Source organism: Pseudomonas sp. ADAK13 (assembly GCF_012935715.1).
In the GTDB taxonomy this organism is placed as follows: Bacteria; Pseudomonadota; Gammaproteobacteria; order Pseudomonadales; family Pseudomonadaceae; genus Aquipseudomonas.
The window spans coordinates 1,341,013-1,359,857 of sequence record NZ_CP052860.1 but is presented as its reverse complement, the minus strand read 5'-3'; the positions used below and the strand labels follow the sequence as shown (position 1 = coordinate 1,359,857).

Below are 18,845 nucleotides of genomic sequence, written 5' to 3'. Positions count from 1 at the left end.
TGTTTTCAAGCTATGGCTAAGATTTCTTGTTCTGGTTCAGTGATTGTTTGTTGACTAGCTGTGGCCATGGCTTCTTTTAGTACCGATTCGATGGCTAGGCCAATGGCTCTTGCAAGGTAAGGAGGAACTGCGTTGCCTACCTGAGTGTAGCGTGGGCATTCTTTAGTACGCTGGCTCCCGCCCGTGGTGAATTTTCCTCGGAACTGGAACCAGTCGGGAAACGACTGCAGGCGTGCAGACTCTCGGACGGTCAGTATTCTGGGTTCGCTGTAGTGGAGCACATCGTCGGGCAACGTTGTTATTGTTGGTGCGGGATTTTCCTCGTGCATTAGGCAAATGCGGTGCTTCTTGAGGCCATATTTTTCCCTTTGGGCCAAGCTCATCAAGCCACCCCTAATACACGCGGGGTCTTGGATGATCCTCATAAACCGCTCACTGATTTCGGGCTTGTGTTTTGCTAAGCGCACGCTGTCCATGGAATCGCCGCACCCTTGATGCATGAGCGCTTGGTAATGTGTCCGAGGCCCTTTATAAGCGAGCTCTTGAAAGCCAGTACGAGATGAGGGATCACGGCATGGTCTGGTCCCTACGTGCTTTATTTCCAAATCCGAAATGGCCTCTGAAGCAGTGACTATTTCTGCAAGTCCAAGCTCTTGCAGTTGGTTCAGCCTTGCTTCTTCTAGTATTTCGAAAGCTCGGGTGACACCACCGCGAAGATGACGAGCAAGATCCTTGCGAATTCCTATTACGATCAGGCGTGGGCGCTTCTGGGGCACACCGAAGAGTGAGGAATCCATGATTTGACCGAGGACCTGATAGCCGACCCTATTCAGGCTCTCTACAAGCTTGTCATAGTAGGAGTGGGGTTTCACTTTCGTTACGCCAAGTTCTTCTTTCCAATATTTGGCTTTGTGCGCGACTTTCATGCCCGGTACGTTTTCTAGAACAATGGCTGCCGGCTGAATGGCGTTGACCATTTCCACATACTTCTCAAACAGCTGGTTTCGTGGGTCCGACTCTAATCGCTTCCCTGCGAAGCTGAATCCTTGGCAGGGAGGGCCCCCTGCAAGTACATGCACTTTGCCCTTGAGCTTGGAAAGATCAAGTGCGTGCTGTTCCAGAATTTCATCGATACCCCAGGCTTTCCTTTCCAGCCACGAGGGCCATTCGAACTGAGGGACCGGTACGTCACGCCCTTCGAGCAGGTTTGCCGAAAGCGTAGAAAAAGCCATTTTGTCGCGTTCGACGGCAAAAACGCCATTTAGCCCTGCGAGCGACAGACCTAGAGATAGGCCTCCGCAGCCCGCAAAAAGATCTGCGAACATCAAAGGTTGCCCGTGGGCGGGTAGCGGGGGGAGGGTTTCAAAAATTTTCATGGGCTCCTGCCCGGATACGGTCGTTTTCAGGGTAGGGAGCGTCTCGCGAAGCCCTTTGCTTGCGCTTATATTGGCAGCATGAAGGTGATCTTTTTGGGGCACCGATGCTTGATGCTTACTCGGCATGCTGACTAGAGGCAGCTCGGTAGGCGCCGAGGGGGCAATAGTGATGGAAAATGGATTGCCCCGCAAGCAACCGCAATGGCTTGGGCCACCTGACTGCTGGATTGGTTTGATATTACAGGCTTCACATATGTCGTTGAGTTCATCTAGAAATATTGCATCGGAAAAGCCTTGGGCTTCGCTAGGTGGTACCCGCATGATTGAGCTCCTTCAGCCGCGTTGAAATCCGGGTGATATCTCTTAAGCACAGCCCTATGCTGGCCTCTTCAGACGCTACCGAGCGATAGTATTGAAGAGTAAGCAGACAGGTCCAGGTGTTTCGGACGTATGATTTTATGCTGTGATTATATACAGTATTTTGCGGAGAGCTATTCGTATCAGGTGCGTTCGTCGATTGGTGAGAGGCTTATTAATTGATGGGAGTTTATAGCCGCAACGTTCGTGATTCGCTCCGAAAGCTTCGACATGAGTAATCCATGCCCTCTTAGAGATTCTGGATTTCGGTCAAAAATGAATTTAGGCAGACAGAAGGCTTCCCATCCGATTTCTGCCTTATCAGACGCAAGGGAAGCGCCTGATAAGCCATTGAGGGAGTAATAAAGGAATGCTAACGGGATCAGGATCGGCGAAAGTCGCAGTCTGAATTACAGCCGACAATATTGCTGATTCTTTTACAAGCACGCTGATGAAGGTGAGCGTGTATAACCTTTACGCCCATCCAGCGCATAATAACACGCAGTTATGCACTGGATTTCGTATTGGTATTTTTGCAAATTAATCTACTTAAAGTATTTTTTGTTTAGTCCCAGAAGTTTCATGTGTTTATCGTAGCACAATGGAATGCTTTGGCAGCTTCCGCCAGCACTTTTGACGTCTTGCTCTTGTACTATCGGTAGGTATTTAGGTAAATCTTCGTCTTCTATTTCTTTGTCATCAATTGAGCAGTTAAAGCTGGCAGTCGGCATGCAAACAACATCGGGGAGAGTTTTAGCTAATCTAGATTCTTCAGCGGCTGTGAAGTGTTTTCCGCCAAATCCTGGCCCTGTTCCACTCCTATAAGACACTGGATTACCTTGAGTGTCTGGTCCCAAATACCAACCGAAGGTGTAGTGATAACTTCCCGCTGGCGCATTTCCCGCAAAATTCCCCGAGTTTGAACAAACTCCCTGCTCATCACACATAGCATTTTGCTGGCTGCTGATGCTCTCTACACGCTTCTGACCTTCCTTGTCCGTGTAGATGTTGCTAATTCGGACCGGGGTGTTTGGAACGCGGCAATCCCACTCTTTCAGCCCATAGTACTGATCTATCCGAATTAGAGAGCACGCTGCTACATCGTCTTGAGCTTGTACCGCGCTGCCAAGAATCATCAAAAAAGGGAGTAAGACAAGCGTTGAGCGTTTCATGGAGGCCTTCCTTGCAAAGTTAAAAATCAGCGAAGTCTTGATGCATAACCGAGGGATTTACCTCGTCTCGGAGACTCGCTGGGTGCGTAGCTGAGGTCGATACTACCAAATCGGTAGTATCGGGTGAAAGACAAGCAATCACGATGCCTTTTTGGCAAATGGGTCGTGTGCATGTCGGTCTTGGGAAAGCGCATAAAGCAGGCGCGTGTGCAGGCAGGCTTATCGCAGGAGCGACTGGGGTTGGATGCTGGTCTGGATGAGATGTCTGCGAGTACTCGCATGAACCGCTATGAGCTGGGAAAGCGGGTTCCAGCTCCTGACTTTGTCGAGCGTTTGAGCAAGGTGCTCAACGTACCAGCAGCATTTTTTTATGCCGTTGAGGATGATGAAGCAGAGTTGCTGGTCAAGTTTCATCAGCTTGATACGTTTGGGCGCGTGGAGCTGATGAGTAGGCTTGATGAGTTGCTTGTCGCTACGCCCTCAGGCTGACTCTGCTGGTGTTTCAGCCTTCCTTGCTATAGCTTCAAATATTAGGCATGCGAGCAGCACAGCGATCAGCAATGGCCAAAACCGCACCAGGATGAACACAAGCAAGACGGCCAATACACAGCTGGCCAGTATTCCGAAAAACAGAAAAAGTAGGCCGATAAAGCGTATTACGTTCATCGCGATTTCCTTCAGGCGTAAAGCTGCTTGAGCGGAAAGTGCTCAAAAGCTGTGGAGGGGAAAACGTTAGGCTACCAATCGAAGAGCAGAGTCTAGGGCGCGTTGTTTGATTGCCGCGCCCTGACCGAACCAGGCTGAATCTACCCGGTACTCTGAGCTTCTGGCCCTACGCTCGTGATCAACGTATTCAGTCAATGCATTCAACAGACCCCATGCGGTGCCACGGGCGGATTCCAGATCAGCCCCTCGGCCCTTTCCTTCGTATAGGCTTTGCACCTTTTCCATCGCTCGTTTGTTGGGCAGTACAGCGGGAATAGGGTCATGGGCTCGGGTGTCACACAGTACGTCCATAAAGAAGCTCATTGCCTCAGGCCACTTAACCTTACGTTCGGCGAGGGTGCGCATCCGGTACATGAATTCGTCCCATTGCGAGACGGCTATACCTAACTGATTTTTCATTGTTTGAGGATCAAAACGCGTGCTGTGTGGAACCTTGATGGCGCGGGTGGCACCACTCAGGGAGATGGTAAGCGTGTTGTTGCAGACTACGCGACCAGTGGTGGGAGTCGCTGTGGTGGCTAGCGTGCCGTCACATGAGGTGGCTAATAGCAGATAGCCGTTCACTTGATCATTTCCCTTCAGCACGGTCGCTTGCCCCGTCCTGGCGAGTGCCCAGAACTTACGACCGCCTTTCAATACGCCAGCTGTTTCCAGATGGTAGCCCGAGACTTCGCTCAGATCTCGGTAGAACTCCAAGACGTCACGCGGCTGTACAACCTGGTAGCGATTGGAGACCACTGATAGCGGAGCTTTGGTATCGGACCGGTACAGCACCTTTTGCTCCGGGAACGAGTGAATGGTTCCCAGATGTCCAATGGAATCGGACTTGAAGTGAACAGCGCTTTCCTGAATCTGCCAATCCATACCCGCCTCGCGCTGCCAGATTTCAATAGGCTGCTTTTGAGTCAGTTGACTGCCAAGGCCATGCCACGGTGTTGCGCCAACGTAAGCCATTGTTTCGATAAAATGAGCCATGATTACGATTCCTTGGGGTGCAAGTCGGCATAAGTGCCACGCATCGCATGGCACTGTTGGGACGTACTAGAAGAGAGAAGGGGAGAACGGACTAAGCCGGTAGATTGAACCGATGCTCACAGGTCAGGCAGAGATTCTGTGCGAGGAAGTGGCGGTCGAGTCTATCGCCAAGTTGAGCGCCCAATGCGCAGCCACCAGCTCCAGCGACTAGCCCGCCGAAGATGACACCGGAAACAGCTCCGAGAATGACTCCGAACGGGCCGACAATAGCGCCGACGGTGGTACTTGCTTGTCCAGCAAGTGCGGCACTGACGCCGTGTGCGGCACCGCCCACCGTACCGATGACTGCTGCGATTTTCATGGCTTGGTGGAGAGAGGCGATTTTGGGTGAGGTACAGCGAGGGCACAGCAATGACATGTTTTGAAGCTCCATGAAGGGGATGTCATGCCGGTGATGTAGGGCTGAGTTTTTTTGGCATCTGATTAGTTTTTTTTAAATATAGCGTCATACCTTCGAAGACGTCTAGCTTAGGGCGCCCTAAGCTACTCCGCATTACAACAATGTTTTTTTGCCAGAGTAAGAAGTTGTCAAAAAATTAACGCATGGTTAGAGTTTTTGGTGCTGCATCTGAGTGGTTCTCAACAATGATTTTCTCGGTACGGGTAATATGCTTTGTACTAAAAGACTATTGGGCTATACACCTAGATAACTCTGGGGGTATACAGCGAAGTACTATAGATCTCAGTACTCATATAGAGTTATTATTTTTGAATAAGGTTGCTAGTACCTATATGTCCTCAACGCTGCCTACGACGATCAAATCACATTTGACATCGTCTAGCGTCATAAGACAGATGGTCGACAAGTAGGAAGGATGGTCATGGCAGCCGGTTAAAAAGTACTCAGGGTGCGGAGGTATGAATCTAACCCAAGAGTACTAACCATGCGTCGTCACTCCGATAACCCAAACCTTCATCTGCACTACACCGACACCTTCGAAGGCTTGCCAGTGATGATCGAAAAAGGTCCATTCATCCGTGAATACCTGGCTGATCTAAAGCGCACTATTGATCTGACCTTTAACCAGTACCCAAGGGTGCTAGCGTTCAGGGTGGATCTGCGTCTTCCCCATGATGTTGGACTGGACGATTACGTTTCTACCAATGAAGTCATCAGCAGGTTCATCGCTTCATTCAAATCGAAGATCCAGCACAATCGATCCAGGGCGCTAGAAAATAACAAGTACGCCCATCGCTGCAAGGTTCGGTTTGTCTGGGCAAGGGAGCAGGGACAGCGTGGAAGACCTCACTACCATCTGTTGATTCTGCTCAATCGTGATGCCTTCTACACTGTTGGCCGCATTTGTTCTGAGCGGATCAACATGTTCAGTCGCTTGAGCGAGGCATGGGCGAGTGCTTTGGGGGTATCGGTCGATCTGGTTGATGGTTTGGTAGAAATCCCGAATAACGCAACGTATCGCGTAGATAGGGATATTCCTGATGGCGAGGAGGATGTTCTGCCTGACTTGTTTCGACGTGCCAGCTACCTCTGCAAGGTTGCTACGAAGGTGTTTGGATCTGGTCAGCATGGATTTGGTAGTAGTAAGAGATGACCCCTTACTTAGGGATCTGGCGCTTGATGAGTTGCATTGCTGTCCTGATCCAACGAGCCAGCTCAACGGACATGATCGGTGTTTTTATTTGAAGGGCATGCGGAATCGCTGGCACGGAGTGAACGGCTGGCTTCGAGTTAGCTGTAGTTTTGCTTGAGCAGGAGGTCGGCAGCCTCGCGATTGAGTTCAGCAGAAAATGAACGGCGTCGTTTGGTCATCTGACACCTCGATCTGGCGCGCATTCTCGCCTAAATGGGGTGCGGCCTCAGACCACTACCAGCAGCTTTTGCATTGTCGGTAGTCAGCCCCTGCTATTTCCGCTATTCGTAGCGGAAATAGCAGTGCGGGAGGTAATTGCCGAGTGAATAAATAGAATCTTCTGAGGTTTTTCCTGCCATGTTTTTATTTTTATTTCAAGGGGTGCGCTTGCGGTACGCGAGGAGCGCAAGCGGGCGGGGTTAAATAAAAAGTTCAGCTGGGTAGCATTGCGTCATCACAAATTTCTAAAGGAGGGTGGCGCGATGCGTGCAGTTGAAGATGAAAAAAATCGTAATTTTTTGGATCAGGAAGGGGAAAGCAAGACATTCATTCGGGTCTTGCGTTTGAAGAAGTTGCAAGAGCGCCTTGGGGTGGGGCGGTCGACGGTCTACGACTGGATGAACCCATGTTCGCCACGATACAACCCTGCTTTTCCACGTCCGATAAAGCTGTCGGTAGGCGCAAGGGGGGCTATAGGTTGGATCGAGTCGGATATCTGCCTTTGGATTGATTCAAGAATAGTAGCAGGTGCTGCGGTTTTGCGGGCGGGCCAGAAATGAGCACTGACCGTTATCGGGAGCGAGTGTTACCGGAAATTGGAGATCATTTCCCGTCATTAGGATGCCTGCCTATCTTGAGGGCGGCTGTGGATGAGGCCGAAAACAACATACAAGCTCCACGACCACTAATTTTTTTTGGGGCTTTGGCTGCGATTGCCGTGGGTGTTCAGGGACTTTGTGATGTCCGCAAGCCAATTGGGCAATGCGTTCCTATATCGCTAATGCTGTTATCTATTGCGGATTCGGGAGAGCGAAAGTCAACAGCAGAAAACCTTTTTTTTGAACCGATTCGTCAGTTTCAAAAAATGAAAGGGACAGCATGCCAATCCGGCCTAAAGGAGTGGGAATCAAAGTCGAAAATATGGGAAACAAAAAATAAGGTAATACTTAAGCAGATAGCTAAGCTAACCCAAGATGAACGATGTTCGGAAGAAGCTGAACGTCGATTGATCGAGCACGGCTTTGCTCGGCCGTTGAAACCTAAGCAGTTTAAGATGCTATACGAAGACGCTACTTCTGAAGCTCTATTTCTGGGGCTCTTTCAAAACTTACCAACGGCTGGATTGGTGTCGAGTGAGGGAGGTGGAGTTCTTAATGGTCGGGCATTAGCTGACTTATCCAAACATAATGCTATTTGGAGTGGGGATTCCGTAACTGTTGATCGTAAAACATCTGAAAGTTATGAGATTGTTGGAGGGCGCCTGACTATTTCGATAATGTCGCAAGGAAGTGCATTCAGTGAATATATCAAGAGTGCTGGAGAAAAGTCTCGTGGTTCAGGTCTCTGGGCTAGATTTTTAGTTTGTTGGCCAAAATCGACTCAGGGTACTAGGCTTATTAAAAATGAAACTGTTTCTTGGGAGCATCTCGATAAGTTTTCTGTACGGCTGGTCGAGCTTCTTGAAATGAACACTGCTTTGTTGGAGGCATCCTTTCCAAATCGAAAAACTATTAGCTTCTCTCCGGAGGCTAGTGAAGTGTGGCTGAAAGCTTACAATGCTATTGAATCTGGAATTAAAACGGGGGGACGCTTTTATCGAATGGGCGATCACGCTTCAAAACTGGCTGATAATATTGCTAGAGTGGCGGCCCTCTTACATTGCTTTGAAGGTTTTGAGGGTGACGTGTCGTTGAGAACGCTTAAGTTTTCGGTCGATTTTTGCCTTTGGTGCTCTGATGAATTTTATGATCTTTTTTTACCCGAGGCACAAGAGAAATTAGATGCTGTAGAGCTGAGGAAGTGGTTGTGGCCTCTTTTGAGTAGGGACGGTAGTTGGGTATCTAAAAACTACATTCGCCAGTATGGTCCCAATAAAATGAGAGAGAAAATTCGCTTGAATAAAGCGTTGGATGAACTGTATAGCCAAGGGAAAATAAGATTTTTCAATAGAGGACGTGTTCAATGTGTTGAGCTGGAGATGTAGAGTGGTAAGATTTGATTTTAACCGGGCGCTGCAATTGTGCTGAGATTTAGCTGCACAAAATTGCAGCGACTAAGGCTTTATCCCGGTAAACGTTAGGAAAGCCTGCATGCTGTGTCGGCGGTATACTTGGGTTGTAATTTTTTTTGTTTTTTGAGGGCGTTATTTTTATATGTTATTGGGGAAGTTCTTATCTCCTAAAAGGGTAAGAGTTTTGGGTTTAGCTAGCTCGGAGTAGTAAATGCCATTTTGACGTTTCTATCATCTTGAATCATGTTTCGTACTTTTGCGATTAAATCGCTCCGGTGTTCGGCGTGATTGCCCTTGTGCGGCGGGGATAAGTTAATTAAGTGGTCAATTATTTTGTCCGCTGCCATACTTGAGCTGCTCCAGCCATTTTTGGGTCTGAAGGAGTGCAGAGCTTTAATGACAGATTCTTTGAAATCGCTTGTTTTTTTTGCGTTTGCTTTACCGCCTTTACTGGCGCGGTTGGTTTTTGGATTTTCTAAAGCTTCATGAATGACATTGCAGGCACCAATGTAACTACACGCTTCCGAAATTGCATTCCAAGCCATCATGAGATCATTGTGGTTTTTAAGCTGTATCGCCGTATAGGTATAAATGTGGGCGAGTAGAAGGGTTTTTGTTAGCTTTATTTTTGGATCTTTTTCTGTGTAGTTTATATGGAAATATTGATTGGCTATGTATGTGTCGTCTATTTTTCCGGCTTCTATGCCTTCTGCGATCAGTTGAAAGTTTACATTTGTATCGGTTCTCTCAGGACTATTTTTGTTTAAATATTCTAGCTGGCCTAGCATGTTATCAATTTTCCCGTCAATTTCCCCATCGATTTTTACGTCGCGTAGTAGTTTGGTGATTTTTTCCACGTTTGTAGATCGCTTTTCAAATGTTGGGTTATTAGGCATTTTTCTATTAGTTTTTAGGTTGTTAGTTTTATATTTTACTTTAGGTTTCTGTAGCTTTAATTTTAATATATTAACTGTGGCTGAGTGTGTTTATTTCGGATCCAAGGGTGCATGGTGCAAAAACTTAGCCCAATCAATCATAAGGGGCCGGCGCTTGTCGAGGAAGTCCGAGCGAGAATACGCCCCTTCAGTTTGGTCACGTTCATCATGCGCCAGAGCCATCTCGCAAACTTCCCGTGGGTAGTGAGTGCATTCACCGGCCCAGTCTCGAAATGAAGATCGAAAGCCGTGTCGAGTGACGTGGTCGTACTCCATGCCGTGTAGGAGCGTTCGTATGGCGTTTGCGTGCATGACTCCTGTTTTGCCCTGGCCAGGAAATAGAAAGACGCTTTCCTCATCTCGCGGAATGCTATTCACCAGCTTTACAACTTCCTCGGCGAGCGGAATTACGAAAGCTACCCGCATCTTCATTCGCTCATTTGGCAGTGACCAAGTCCCAGCTTCTAGATCAAACTCATCCCAACGAGCGAACCTGACCATGTGGGCGCGTGCGCTGGTCATGATTAACAGTTGAGCGGCCCAAGACGGAGGCGTGGAGTTTGCCCTAAGTTTTATCATCAGATCCGGCACTTCCTGCCAGCGCAAGGCTTCAAAGTGCTCACGCTTCCGAGCCTTCCTCTTCTCAGAACGGCTCAGCAGGTTGTCTAAGTGCCCGCGCCAGCGAGCAGGGTTCTCACCCTGTCGCAAGTTGCGTGCCTTGGCTGCATCCAGAACTTGCTCAATCTGGCCGCGTACCTCGTCAGCGGTTCTGGTTTTGGTGGCCCAGATGGGTTGTAACACCTTGAGCATTTCGGAAGTACCGATGTCTTCGGCTGAAAGCTTGCCTATGTGATCAAACGCATACAGCTCGAGCTTTCGAAGCCAGCCTTTACGCCACTTCTCCGACCACGTCGCGCCGTGAGCATCACGGTATTCCGTTGCGAGTGTTTCAAACTTCAGTTGCTTGGCTTCACTTACTCGCTCGGCTTCCCGTTGAACTGCACGTTCTACGTCTCTGGCTGCCAGGGGATCGATGCCATCGCTCAGTTGGCTGCGTTTGGCGCTGGCTGCTTGTCTGGCTTTCTTGAGACTGACTTCGGGAAATGAGCCCAAGCCCATCTCCCTACGACGCCCCGCCAGTTGGAAGCGAAGCAGCCAGGATTTACGCCCGGTAGGTTTGACGACCAAGCGAAGTCCCTCACCATCTTCATAGGTGCCGGGTTCGGTCAGGTTTTCGACTTGTTTCGGATTCAGCTTACTCATTTGATTTCCCCTGTCGTCCCTTTTGTCCCCCCACCTGTCCCCCCACTTCATCGTCGGATGAGGTCAAATGGCGTAGAACACCATCGGACAGGGGAATGTCTGAAACCCCCGGAATAGCTAAGCTATCAGGAAGATTCTTGGATGGGATAGGATTATTTCGGACAATTAAAAAGCCGGCTTGTGGCCGGCTTCTCGGGGACTGGTTCAGCTTATTTTTGGTAAACCTCACCAGCCTTCAAATCGGTCACCCAGGCTTGCGCTCAGGTGATAGGGGCATCAGCGGGAACTCCTCCGCATCGCCAGGCAGGGCGGACCGGCTTCACGCCAACCCCCTGCCAAATGTGCGGCGCATGATACCCACATTCGCCTCAATTTCCCAGCTTCGGATCCGATTTAGAGCCTTCGTAGCCCAATAAATGCTCATCCAGCGGCACGGGCGGGCGGCGGTTGTTCAGTGTCGCCCACCAGAACACCCAGCCCAGAATTTCAAAGTTCTGCTCATGCCGCTGTTCGTAGGTCAAAAACTCGTCGGGATGCTCGGCGCTGTTGTGGCTACGCATCCGCAGGCCGCCTCCAGGCCGGTTGTAGAGGTACTTGATGCGCAACATTCCGTCGTGTTCTACCGCATAAATCTCGCCGTCGATAATCTGTTTGCGGCCGCAGTCGATGGCGAGGGTACTTCCGTCCTGGATGATGTCGATCATGCTGTTGCCGACCATGTAGGCACCGAGTGCCCGCTCCGGGTTTACGCCGATGGTTTCAAGGGTGTGCAGGGAGAGGCGGATGTTTTCGGTTGAGGTGAAGGTGGGGTGGAGGGGAATCTCCACGTCGATTTTTACCGGGGTTGAGACCGGATGGGCGATGTAGTTGCCGGTCTGTTCGCGGGCGATACGGTGTGTGTGGTCTGCATCGGATCCTTCCAGCAGGAAGTTGGCGGGTGGATGTTTGGGGCCTTCGCCTGTACGCAGCCAGCGGCTGGTGACGCACAGCAGTTCTGCGAACTCGTTGAGACGGCCCATGGGGACGCCGCGCTTGAACCAGTTGTTTACGTGTTGAGGCGTAACATCGCGGTTCTTGGCGAAGTCGGAAGCGGAAAGATGAACTTCCCTTAATAGCGCTCTTAAGCGATCACCTGATGTATTCATAAACGCAGAGTTTACTGGCCGTAAAACCAGATCAAATAAACCATGCGTTGAGTTGCCGTATGTAGGTGTTTCCTTATTGAAGGCTTATTCTGTTAGTTAACTAATCTAGTTAAACATGTGCTGTAAAAGTGTTTATTGAAATAGCTGGGTGTTTATATTTTTCCCACAAAAAAAGCCCCGAATAATCGGGGCTTTTTTAGAGCGAGTAGCGGTATCAGCCTTTGTAGGCAGCGACCGACTTCAGGATCTCGGCACGGGCGGCGTCTGCGTTGCCCCAACCATCGATCTTCACCCATTTGCCTTTTTCGAGGTCTTTGTAGTTCTCGAAGAAGTGTTTGATCTGTTCCAGCAGCAGTGGCGGCAGGTCGGTGTATTCCTTCACGTCGACGTACAGCTGGGACAGCTTGTCGTGGGGTACTGCGATAACTTTGGCATCGCCGCCGCCGTCGTCAGTCATGTTCAGGATGCCGACCGGGCGTGCGCGGATAACCGAGCCTGGGGTGACCGGGTAAGGGGTCACGACCAGCACGTCGAGGGGGTCACCGTCGTCAGCCAGGGTGTTGGGGATGAAACCGTAGTTGGCCGGGTAGAACATCGGGGTGGCCATGAAACGGTCAACGAACAGGCAGTCGCTGTCTTTGTCGATTTCGTATTTGATCGGCGCGTGGTTGGCCGGAATCTCGATGGCGACGTAGATGTCGTTCGGCAGGTCTTTGCCAGCCGGAATCTTGCTGTAGCTCATTGGGCGTTGCCCCCGTAGTTGGCCATGAAACATGGCCGGATTGGCCTAAAAGTGGCGGCGATTATAGGCATATTCTGACGCCGATGCCATGCGTCAGACGTCGTAGGGCGCTTGGCGTTCCGTCTGATAGCGCACGTCGCCGGCCTGCAGCTGGTGCAGGCGCGCCAGCGGGTCCTGGCGGTAGAAGTGGCTCAGTTGCTCGTACACCTGTGGATAAGTGCTGGCCAGTAAATCCGGGGCACTGAAGAAATATTCGCTGGTGACGGCAAAGAACTCGGCCGGGTTTTCCGCGGCGTACGGGTCGATGGCCGTTTCGGCGTCGGGGTTGTGGTCAAGTTGGCGGTTGAGGTCGTCGAAGGCGCTTTGCATGACGCTGGCCCATTCCTGCACGCGCATGTCGTGGTGCAGCGGCGGCAGGCCGTTGGCGTCGCCGTTGAGCATGTCCAGCTTGTGGGCCAGTTCGTGGATCACCAGGTTGTAGCCTTCCCAGTTGCCGCTGGCCAGCACGCCGGGCCACGCAAGGATCACCGGGCCCTGTTGCCAGGCTTCGCCGCTGTGTTCACCGTCCCATTCGTGTTCCACGCCGCTGGCGTCGCGATGGCGCTGGGGGCTGAGGAAGTCGTCGGGGTAGAGCACGATCTCGTGAAAACCCTGGTACCAGTCGAGGTCGCCAAGGTTCATCAATGGCAGCTGCGCCTGGGCGGCGAGCAGCAGGCGTTGTTCCTGGTGCAGTTCGACACCGGGCAGGGCCGTGAGGTGTTTTTCGGCGAGGAACAGCACGCAGGCTTCCCGCAGCCACTGGTCTTCTTCTGCGGTGATGCCGTCGAGAAAGGTCAGGTGGTGGCGCACCCGCTGCCAGGTTTCATCGGCAATCGGGTGCTTGGTCAGCAGGCGCCGGCGACGCCAGGCGCTGAGGGACCACATCGCCGGTTACTGCGGCTTGGCTTCGGTGGAGCTGCGGCCGAAGCGGCTGCGGAACACGCCGATGATCATCGGTACCAGCGACAGCAGGATGATGAACACTACCAGCAGCGACAGGTTTTTCTTGATGAACGGTACGTTGCCGAAGAAGTAGCCCAGGGTTACGAGGCCGCCGACCCACAGGATGGTGCCGAATACGCTGAACCCGAAGAAGCGCGGGTACGGCATCTTGGCGATGCCGGCGACGAACGGTGCGAAGGTCCGCAGGATCGGCAGAAAGCGCGCCAGGGTCACGGTTTTGCCGCCGTGCTTGTCGTAGAAATCGTGGGTTTTCTGCAGGTAGTCGCGGCGGAAGATTTTCGAGTTGGGGTTGCTGAACAAGCGCTCCCCGGCCGTTCGTCCGATCACGTAGTTGGTGCTGTCACCCAGGATGGCCGCGAGCATCAGCAAGCCGCCCAGCAATATCGGGTCCATGCCGCCGCCTGCGGCGATGGCGCCGGCGATAAACAACAAGGAATCACCCGGCAGGAAGGGCATGACCACCAGGCCGGTTTCGCAAAAGATAACCAGGAACAGAATGGCGTAGATCCACACTCCGTAGTTTCTCACCAGCATGTCGAGGTACACGTCGAGATGCAGGATAAGGTCGAGCGGGTTGAAATCCATGGAGGGCACCTGTGTGAATGGCCTGGCTCAGCGGGCCTGTGCGGAGGCTTCGGGTAATAAGGGCTACAAGGTTGTGGCTTATTTCTTACGACCCTGAAAGGTCCGCATTATACGGATAGAGTCGTGAAAAGCGTGTTGGTTTTGTAGCGGGGAATGTCGCGACATCGATCGTATTGTAGACACAGCGTCCGTGTGGGAGGGGGCTCCCACAACAGATGCATGAGCTTTGGTTAATAGATGTCAGTCATCGCTGATGGGCAGCACGTAGTTTTTGAACTCGGTGTCTTCCCTGAAACCAATGGATTCGTAGGTTTTCTGCGCCACCTCGTTGTCGCTGCTGGTGGAAACACGCAGACGCACGGCGTGAGTTTCCTTGGCCATCTTCTTCGCAGTGCGCATCAGGTTGTCGGCCACCAACTGCCGGCGTGCGTCTTCGGCCACATAGATGTCGTTGAGGATCCACACGCGCTTGAGGGAGAGCGACGAAAAACTGGGATACAACTGGCAAAAACCGAGCAGTTTTTTGTCGTCATCGTCGGCCAGCGCCAGGTAGATCACCGACTCCTTGCGGCGCAGGCGTTTTTCCAGGAAGGCGCGGCTTGAATCGGGGAAGGGCAGCGCGCCGTAGAACTCGCGGTATTTGACGAAAAGCGGGGTCAACAGGTCCAGGTGTTCCAGGGTCGCTTGAGTTATCCGCATGCCAGGCCTCAACTTCCAAATGGGGTATGACCACACAAGCGGCCGTGTCTCGATGCTGCCTAAAGCGGAGAAAAAGCGCAATCGTGCAGGGATCAGTCCTTAGGTGCGCTGAGCAGGAAGTTGCCCTTCATCAGGTCAGGATCATCCGATTCGAGTGTCTGCAACTGCGCTTCATCCTTGAGATTGACCCCCGACAACTGCCGGCGACAGGCCTCACGCATCAAGTAAAGCAAGCGATGAGCCGCCATGCCGTAGCTCAAACCTTCCAGGCGCACGTTGGAGATGCAGTTGCGGTACGCATCGGTGAGCCCCACCTTGGGGTTGTAGGTGAAATACAGCCCCAGGCTGTCCGGCGAACTAAGTCCCGGTCGCTCGCCGATCAGGATCACCACCATTTTCGCCCCCAGCAACTGGCCGACTTCGTCCGCGACGGCGACGCGGCCCTGTTCCACCAGAATGACCGGTGACAGCGACCAGCCTTCAGCGTGGGTTTGTTCCTCCATGCGTGTAAGAAACGGCAACGTATGTTTATGCACCGCCAGGGCTGACAAGCCGTCGGCCACCACCACCGCCAGGTCGACCCCGCCCGGGTTGGCTTCGGCGTAGTTCCGCAATGTTTGGGCCGACTCATCGCTCAGGCGCCGCCCAAGGTCCGGGCGTTGCAGGTAGCTGTGGCGGTCAATGGCAGCGCTGTGCAGCAACAGGCTGTCGCGGCCGCGTTCGGCCAGTTGGCTGCTCAGTCCTGCATGGTCAAACGGCAGATGCACCGCGTCCCGCGCCTGGGCGTGGGCGAACTGGAAGTCCAACTGCGCGCCGGTAGGAATACTGGTGCCGGTGCGGCCCAAGGCAATCCGCGCCGGAGTCAGGCGCCGCAGTTCCAGCCACGGGTTGTCTACATTATGTTCCGGGGTGTCGATGTGCACAGGCGGTTCCTCCTTCATCCCAGTTGCGCCAAGGCGTGGCGAAATGCTGGCGGCAGGCTGTTGCCGAAGTGCACCTTGCCGTCGGCTTGCGTGAAGATGCCCATTTTCGCCAACCACTGTTCAAACTCCGGCGCCGGCTTTAATCCCAATGTTTGCCGGGCGTACAGTGCGTCGTGAAATGAAGTGGTCTGGTAGTTGAGCATGATGTCGTCGGAGCCCGGGATGCCCATGATGAAGTTGATCCCGGCCACGCCCAGCAGGGTCAGCAGGGTGTCCATGTCGTCCTGGTCGGCTTCGGCGTGGTTGGTGTAGCAGATGTCGCAGCCCATCGGCACGCCCAGCAACTTGCCGCAGAAGTGGTCTTCGAGGCCGGCGCGGATGATCTGCTTGCCGTTGTACAGGTACTCGGGGCCGATAAAACCGACCACGGTGTTCACCAGAAACGGTTTGAAATGCCGGGCCACCGCATAGGCGCGGGTTTCGCAGGTTTGCTGGTCGACGCCAAAGTGCGCGTTGGCCGACAAGGCGCTGCCCTGGCCGGTTTCGAAATACATCAGGTTTTGCCCGAGGGTGCCGCGGTTCAGGCTCAGGCCCGCGTCGTAGCCTTCCTGCAGCACGCTCAGGCTGATGCCGAAACTGGCATTGGCCGCCTCGGTGCCGGCGATCGACTGGAACACCAGGTCCAGCGGCACGCCACGGTTGATGGCTTCGATGGAGGTGGTGACGTGGGTCAGCACGCAGGCCTGGGTCGGGATTTCATAACGCTGGATGATCGCGTCGAGCATTTCCAGCATCGCGCAGATCGAGGCGATGCTGTCGGTGGCCGGGTTGATGCCGATCATGGCGTCGCCGTTGCCGTAGAGCAGGCCGTCAAGAATGCTCGCGGCGATGCCCGCCGGTTCATCGGTGGGGTGGTTGGGTTGCAGGCGGGTGGACAGGCGCCCGCGCAGGCCCAGGGTGCCGCGAAACTGTGTGACGACCCGGATCTTTTGCGAGACCAGGATCAAGTCCTGCACGCGCATGATCTTCGACACGGCAGCCACCATTTCCGGTGTCAGCCCGGGCGCCAGGGCGCGCAGGCTGTGTTCATCGGCAGCGTCGCTGAGCAGCCAATCGCGTAAACCACCGACGGTCAGGTGGCTGACCACGGAAAATGCCGGTTTATCGTGGGTATCGATAATCAGCCGGGTGACTTCGTCGCTTTCGTACGGGATCAACACTTCTTCAAGAAAGTGTTTCAACGGAATATTCGCCAGGGCCATTTGCGCGGCGACCCGCTCACCGTCGTTCTGTGCCGCAACGCCCGCCAGGAAATCCCCGGAGCGCGCCGGGCTGGCCTTGGCCATTACGTCCTTGAGGCTGTCAAAGCGGTAGGTCAGTGCGCCGACCGCGTGGGAAAAGCTTGCCATACAGAGTCTCCTTGTCGGCGCGGGCAGAATGTGAGTAAAGCGCCCGCACCGAGGTTTACGGCGTTTAGTGCAAGGCGGCCTCTGCGGCCTGGATCGCCGCGAACTCTTCTTCCGGCGTGCCTGCTACCAAGTGATGCCGACTGTAGAAAGCAAAGTAAGCAATTAATACTCCATAGATGATCGCGGCGCCAATCACCACGCGCGGATCCACCAGGAAGCCCGCCACAACAGCGATGCAGGCCAGTACCAGTGCGACGCCCGAGGTGAAGATGCCGCCCGGTGTGCGGTACGGGCGATCCATTTTGGGGCGGCGGATGCGCAAGGTGATGTGCGCGGCCATCATCAGCACGTAGGAAATGGTGGCGCCGAACACGGCCACCAGGATCAGCAAATCACCCTGGCCGGTCAGCGACAGGCCAAAGCCGATGATGCCGGGGATGACCAGTGCCAGGACTGGCGCCTTGCTTTTGTTGGTCTGTGACAGCTTGCGCGGCAGGTAGCCGGCGCGGGACAGGGCGAAGATCTGCCGGGAGTAGGCGTAGATGATCGAGAAGAAGCTCGCGATCAGCCCGGCGAGGCCCACCAGGTTGACGAAGTGGCCCATCCACGTGGAGCCGCCGTAGGCCTTGGACAAGGCTTCCACCAGCGGATTGCCCGACGCCATCAGCGCGTAGGCACCGGCACCGCCGGGTGCGATCACCAAAATCAGCAGGGCAAAGCTGGTCAGCACCACAATGGCGCCGATCAGGCCGCGAGGCAGGTCACGCTTGGGGTTTTTGGTTTCTTCGGCGGCCAGCGGCACGCCCTCGACGGCGAGGAAGAACCAGATCGCATAGGGAATCGCCGCCCACACACCCACATAACCAAACGGTAGGAAGGTGCTGGCGCCCTTGGCCTCGGTCACCGGAATGTCCAGCAGGTTGGCGACACTGAAGTGCGGCACCATCGCCACCAGGAATACACCCAGGGCAATCGCGGCGACGGCAGTAATCACAAACATCAGCTTCAACGCTTCACCCACGCCGAAAATGTGGATGCCGATAAAGATGATGTAGAACGCCAGGTAGATCATCCAGCCGCCAATGCCGAACAGCGACTCGCAATAGGCGCCGATAAACACCGCAATGGCGGCGGGGGCGATCGCATATTCGATCAGGATTGCGGTGCCGGTGAGGAACCCGCCCCAAGGGCCGAATGCGCTGCGGGCGAAGCCGTAGCCGCCGCCGGCGGTAGGAATCATGGAAGAGAGCTCGGCCAGAGAGAAACACATGCACAGATACATGGTGGCCATCAGCAGTGTGGCGAGGAACATGCCGCCCCAGCCACCCTGGGCCAGGCCGAAGTTCCAGCCGGCGTAGTCGCCGGAGATCACGTAGGCAACCCCGAGACCAACTAATAGCACCCAACCGGCAGCGCCTTTTTTCAGTTCCCGTTGTTGGAAGTATTCGGTGCCGACCTTTTCGAAGTCGACAGAAGACCCGGACGCCGGAGCGCCATTCGGTTCGCTAGGCATAATGGAATCCCTTTCTTATTGTTTTTTCCCGGCTTACTTAAGCCGGATGAGTCGCAAGGTTTCGTGAAGATCAAGTGTGGGAGGGGGCTTGCTGTGATGAGGGGGCCTGTCCCCCGTCGGGTTCACCACCGATTGACGGGG

At 53.6% G+C, this 18,845-nt stretch carries 19 protein-coding genes; 4 read left to right on the top strand and 15 right to left on the bottom strand.

Annotated features, from left to right (window positions below):
* Positions 1 to 5: 5 nt before the first annotated feature.
* Together HKK54_RS06465 and HKK54_RS06460 are read right to left on the bottom strand one after the other, a co-directional pair.
* Positions 6 to 1,697, bottom strand: coding sequence for a DNA cytosine methyltransferase (locus tag HKK54_RS06465; RefSeq protein ID WP_202026888.1), 1,692 nt, complete (start codon positions 1,695 to 1,697; stop codon positions 6 to 8).
* A gap of 581 nt (positions 1,698 to 2,278) precedes the next feature.
* Positions 2,279 to 2,905: a hypothetical protein gene (locus tag HKK54_RS06460; RefSeq protein WP_169386396.1), complete on the bottom strand. Its 627-nt coding sequence runs from the start codon at positions 2,903 to 2,905 to the stop codon at positions 2,279 to 2,281.
* A 123-nt stretch (positions 2,906 to 3,028) separates the two neighbouring features.
* On the opposite strand from HKK54_RS06460, the gene HKK54_RS06455 reads away from it, so the two are divergent.
* A complete protein-coding gene (locus HKK54_RS06455) occupies positions 3,029 to 3,394 on the top strand; it encodes a helix-turn-helix domain-containing protein (RefSeq protein ID WP_237151048.1) in 366 nt (121 codons plus the stop codon).
* Here HKK54_RS06455 and HKK54_RS06450 read toward each other — a convergent pair.
* The 3 genes from HKK54_RS06450 to HKK54_RS33540 all read right to left on the bottom strand — a co-directional run bounded on the left by HKK54_RS06450 (position 3,386) and on the right by HKK54_RS33540 (position 5,024).
* On the bottom strand, positions 3,386 to 3,571 hold the full coding sequence (locus HKK54_RS06450) for a hypothetical protein (RefSeq protein ID WP_169386395.1): 186 nt from the start codon (positions 3,569 to 3,571) through the stop codon (positions 3,386 to 3,388). The genes HKK54_RS06455 and HKK54_RS06450 overlap by 9 nt on opposite strands.
* Positions 3,572 to 3,637: 66 nt before the next feature.
* Complete coding sequence (locus HKK54_RS06445) at positions 3,638 to 4,606, bottom strand: DUF932 domain-containing protein (protein WP_169386394.1); 969 nt, start codon at positions 4,604 to 4,606, stop codon at positions 3,638 to 3,640.
* Between the two features lie 91 nt (positions 4,607 to 4,697).
* Entirely contained in the window at positions 4,698 to 5,024 is a 327-nt protein-coding gene (locus tag HKK54_RS33540) for a hypothetical protein (protein WP_169389252.1), read from the bottom strand.
* A 526-nt stretch (positions 5,025 to 5,550) separates the two neighbouring features.
* Here HKK54_RS33540 and HKK54_RS06435 point away from each other — a divergent pair.
* The 3 genes from HKK54_RS06435 (at position 5,551) to HKK54_RS06425 (ending at position 8,461) form a co-directional block, all read left to right on the top strand.
* Positions 5,551 to 6,219 carry an inovirus Gp2 family protein gene (locus HKK54_RS06435; RefSeq protein ID WP_169386393.1) on the top strand — a complete coding sequence of 223 codons (669 nt, stop codon included), beginning with the start codon at positions 5,551 to 5,553 and terminating at the stop codon, positions 6,217 to 6,219.
* A gap of 521 nt (positions 6,220 to 6,740) precedes the next feature.
* Complete coding sequence (locus HKK54_RS06430; RefSeq protein WP_169386392.1) at positions 6,741 to 7,037, top strand: helix-turn-helix transcriptional regulator; 297 nt, start codon at positions 6,741 to 6,743, stop codon at positions 7,035 to 7,037.
* Positions 7,034 to 8,461: a YfjI family protein gene (locus HKK54_RS06425; RefSeq protein WP_169386391.1), complete on the top strand. Its 1,428-nt coding sequence runs from the start codon at positions 7,034 to 7,036 to the stop codon at positions 8,459 to 8,461. The genes HKK54_RS06430 and HKK54_RS06425 overlap by 4 nt, the downstream gene beginning before the upstream one ends.
* Positions 8,462 to 8,682: 221 nt before the next feature.
* Here HKK54_RS06425 and HKK54_RS06420 read toward each other — a convergent pair whose 3' ends face one another.
* The 10 genes from HKK54_RS06420 to eat all read right to left on the bottom strand — a co-directional run bounded on the left by HKK54_RS06420 (position 8,683) and on the right by eat (position 18,704).
* Complete coding sequence (locus tag HKK54_RS06420; protein WP_169386390.1) at positions 8,683 to 9,345, bottom strand: hypothetical protein; 663 nt, start codon at positions 9,343 to 9,345, stop codon at positions 8,683 to 8,685.
* 129 nt (positions 9,346 to 9,474) lie between these two features.
* Positions 9,475 to 10,686 carry a tyrosine-type recombinase/integrase gene (locus HKK54_RS06415; RefSeq protein ID WP_169386389.1) on the bottom strand — a complete coding sequence of 404 codons (1,212 nt, stop codon included), beginning with the start codon at positions 10,684 to 10,686 and terminating at the stop codon, positions 9,475 to 9,477.
* A gap of 368 nt (positions 10,687 to 11,054) precedes the next feature.
* Positions 11,055 to 11,831: a LexA family transcriptional regulator gene (locus HKK54_RS06410; RefSeq protein ID WP_169386388.1), complete on the bottom strand. Its 777-nt coding sequence runs from the start codon at positions 11,829 to 11,831 to the stop codon at positions 11,055 to 11,057.
* 214 nt (positions 11,832 to 12,045) lie between these two features.
* The gene (gene ppa / locus HKK54_RS06405) at positions 12,046 to 12,573 is read right to left on the bottom strand and encodes an inorganic diphosphatase (protein ID WP_003219382.1); all 528 of its coding nucleotides are present in this window, start codon (positions 12,571 to 12,573) and stop codon (positions 12,046 to 12,048) included.
* A 93-nt stretch (positions 12,574 to 12,666) separates the two neighbouring features.
* Positions 12,667 to 13,497 (bottom strand): zinc-dependent peptidase, encoded by an 831-nt coding sequence (locus HKK54_RS06400; protein WP_169386387.1) that lies wholly within the window; start codon positions 13,495 to 13,497, stop codon positions 12,667 to 12,669.
* A gap of 6 nt (positions 13,498 to 13,503) precedes the next feature.
* On the bottom strand, positions 13,504 to 14,160 hold the full coding sequence (locus tag HKK54_RS06395; protein WP_010174737.1) for a DedA family protein: 657 nt from the start codon (positions 14,158 to 14,160) through the stop codon (positions 13,504 to 13,506).
* Positions 14,161 to 14,400: 240 nt separating this feature from the next.
* The gene (locus HKK54_RS06390; RefSeq protein ID WP_010174739.1) at positions 14,401 to 14,859 is read right to left on the bottom strand and encodes a GNAT family N-acetyltransferase; all 459 of its coding nucleotides are present in this window, start codon (positions 14,857 to 14,859) and stop codon (positions 14,401 to 14,403) included.
* 92 nt (positions 14,860 to 14,951) lie between these two features.
* Positions 14,952 to 15,800 carry an ethanolamine ammonia-lyase subunit EutC gene (gene eutC / locus HKK54_RS06385; protein ID WP_169386386.1) on the bottom strand — a complete coding sequence of 283 codons (849 nt, stop codon included), beginning with the start codon at positions 15,798 to 15,800 and terminating at the stop codon, positions 14,952 to 14,954.
* A complete protein-coding gene (locus tag HKK54_RS06380; protein WP_010174743.1) occupies positions 15,797 to 17,191 on the bottom strand; it encodes an ethanolamine ammonia-lyase subunit EutB in 1,395 nt (464 codons plus the stop codon). The genes eutC and HKK54_RS06380 overlap by 4 nt, the downstream gene beginning before the upstream one ends.
* Positions 17,192 to 17,255: 64 nt before the next feature.
* Positions 17,256 to 18,704, bottom strand: coding sequence for an ethanolamine permease (gene eat, locus HKK54_RS06375; protein ID WP_088426931.1), 1,449 nt, complete (start codon positions 18,702 to 18,704; stop codon positions 17,256 to 17,258).
* Positions 18,705 to 18,845 lie beyond the last annotated feature (141 nt).

Coding starts and splice junctions, on each gene's coding strand:
- HKK54_RS06435 (WP_169386393.1), top strand. CDS start 5,551: ATGCGTCGTCACTCCGATAACCCAAACCTTCATCTGCACTACACCGAC.
- HKK54_RS06395 (WP_010174737.1), bottom strand. CDS start 14,160: ATGGATTTCAACCCGCTCGACCTTATCCTGCATCTCGACGTGTACCTC.
- HKK54_RS06450 (WP_169386395.1), bottom strand. CDS start 3,571: ATGAACGTAATACGCTTTATCGGCCTACTTTTTCTGTTTTTCGGAATA.
- HKK54_RS06465 (WP_202026888.1), bottom strand. CDS start 1,697: ATGCGGGTACCACCTAGCGAAGCCCAAGGCTTTTCCGATGCAATATTT.
- HKK54_RS06445 (WP_169386394.1), bottom strand. CDS start 4,606: ATGGCTCATTTTATCGAAACAATGGCTTACGTTGGCGCAACACCGTGG.
- HKK54_RS06380 (WP_010174743.1), bottom strand. CDS start 17,191: ATGGCAAGCTTTTCCCACGCGGTCGGCGCACTGACCTACCGCTTTGAC.
- eat (WP_088426931.1), bottom strand. CDS start 18,704: ATGCCTAGCGAACCGAATGGCGCTCCGGCGTCCGGGTCTTCTGTCGAC.
- HKK54_RS06415 (WP_169386389.1), bottom strand. CDS start 10,686: ATGAGTAAGCTGAATCCGAAACAAGTCGAAAACCTGACCGAACCCGGC.
- eutC (WP_169386386.1), bottom strand. CDS start 15,800: ATGAAGGAGGAACCGCCTGTGCACATCGACACCCCGGAACATAATGTA.
- HKK54_RS33540 (WP_169389252.1), bottom strand. CDS start 5,024: ATGTCATTGCTGTGCCCTCGCTGTACCTCACCCAAAATCGCCTCTCTC.
- HKK54_RS06430 (WP_169386392.1), top strand. CDS start 6,741: ATGCGTGCAGTTGAAGATGAAAAAAATCGTAATTTTTTGGATCAGGAA.
- HKK54_RS06400 (WP_169386387.1), bottom strand. CDS start 13,497: ATGTGGTCCCTCAGCGCCTGGCGTCGCCGGCGCCTGCTGACCAAGCAC.
- HKK54_RS06390 (WP_010174739.1), bottom strand. CDS start 14,859: ATGCGGATAACTCAAGCGACCCTGGAACACCTGGACCTGTTGACCCCG.
- HKK54_RS06410 (WP_169386388.1), bottom strand. CDS start 11,831: ATGAATACATCAGGTGATCGCTTAAGAGCGCTATTAAGGGAAGTTCAT.
- ppa (WP_003219382.1), bottom strand. CDS start 12,573: ATGAGCTACAGCAAGATTCCGGCTGGCAAAGACCTGCCGAACGACATC.
- HKK54_RS06460 (WP_169386396.1), bottom strand. CDS start 2,905: ATGAAACGCTCAACGCTTGTCTTACTCCCTTTTTTGATGATTCTTGGC.
- HKK54_RS06425 (WP_169386391.1), top strand. CDS start 7,034: ATGAGCACTGACCGTTATCGGGAGCGAGTGTTACCGGAAATTGGAGAT.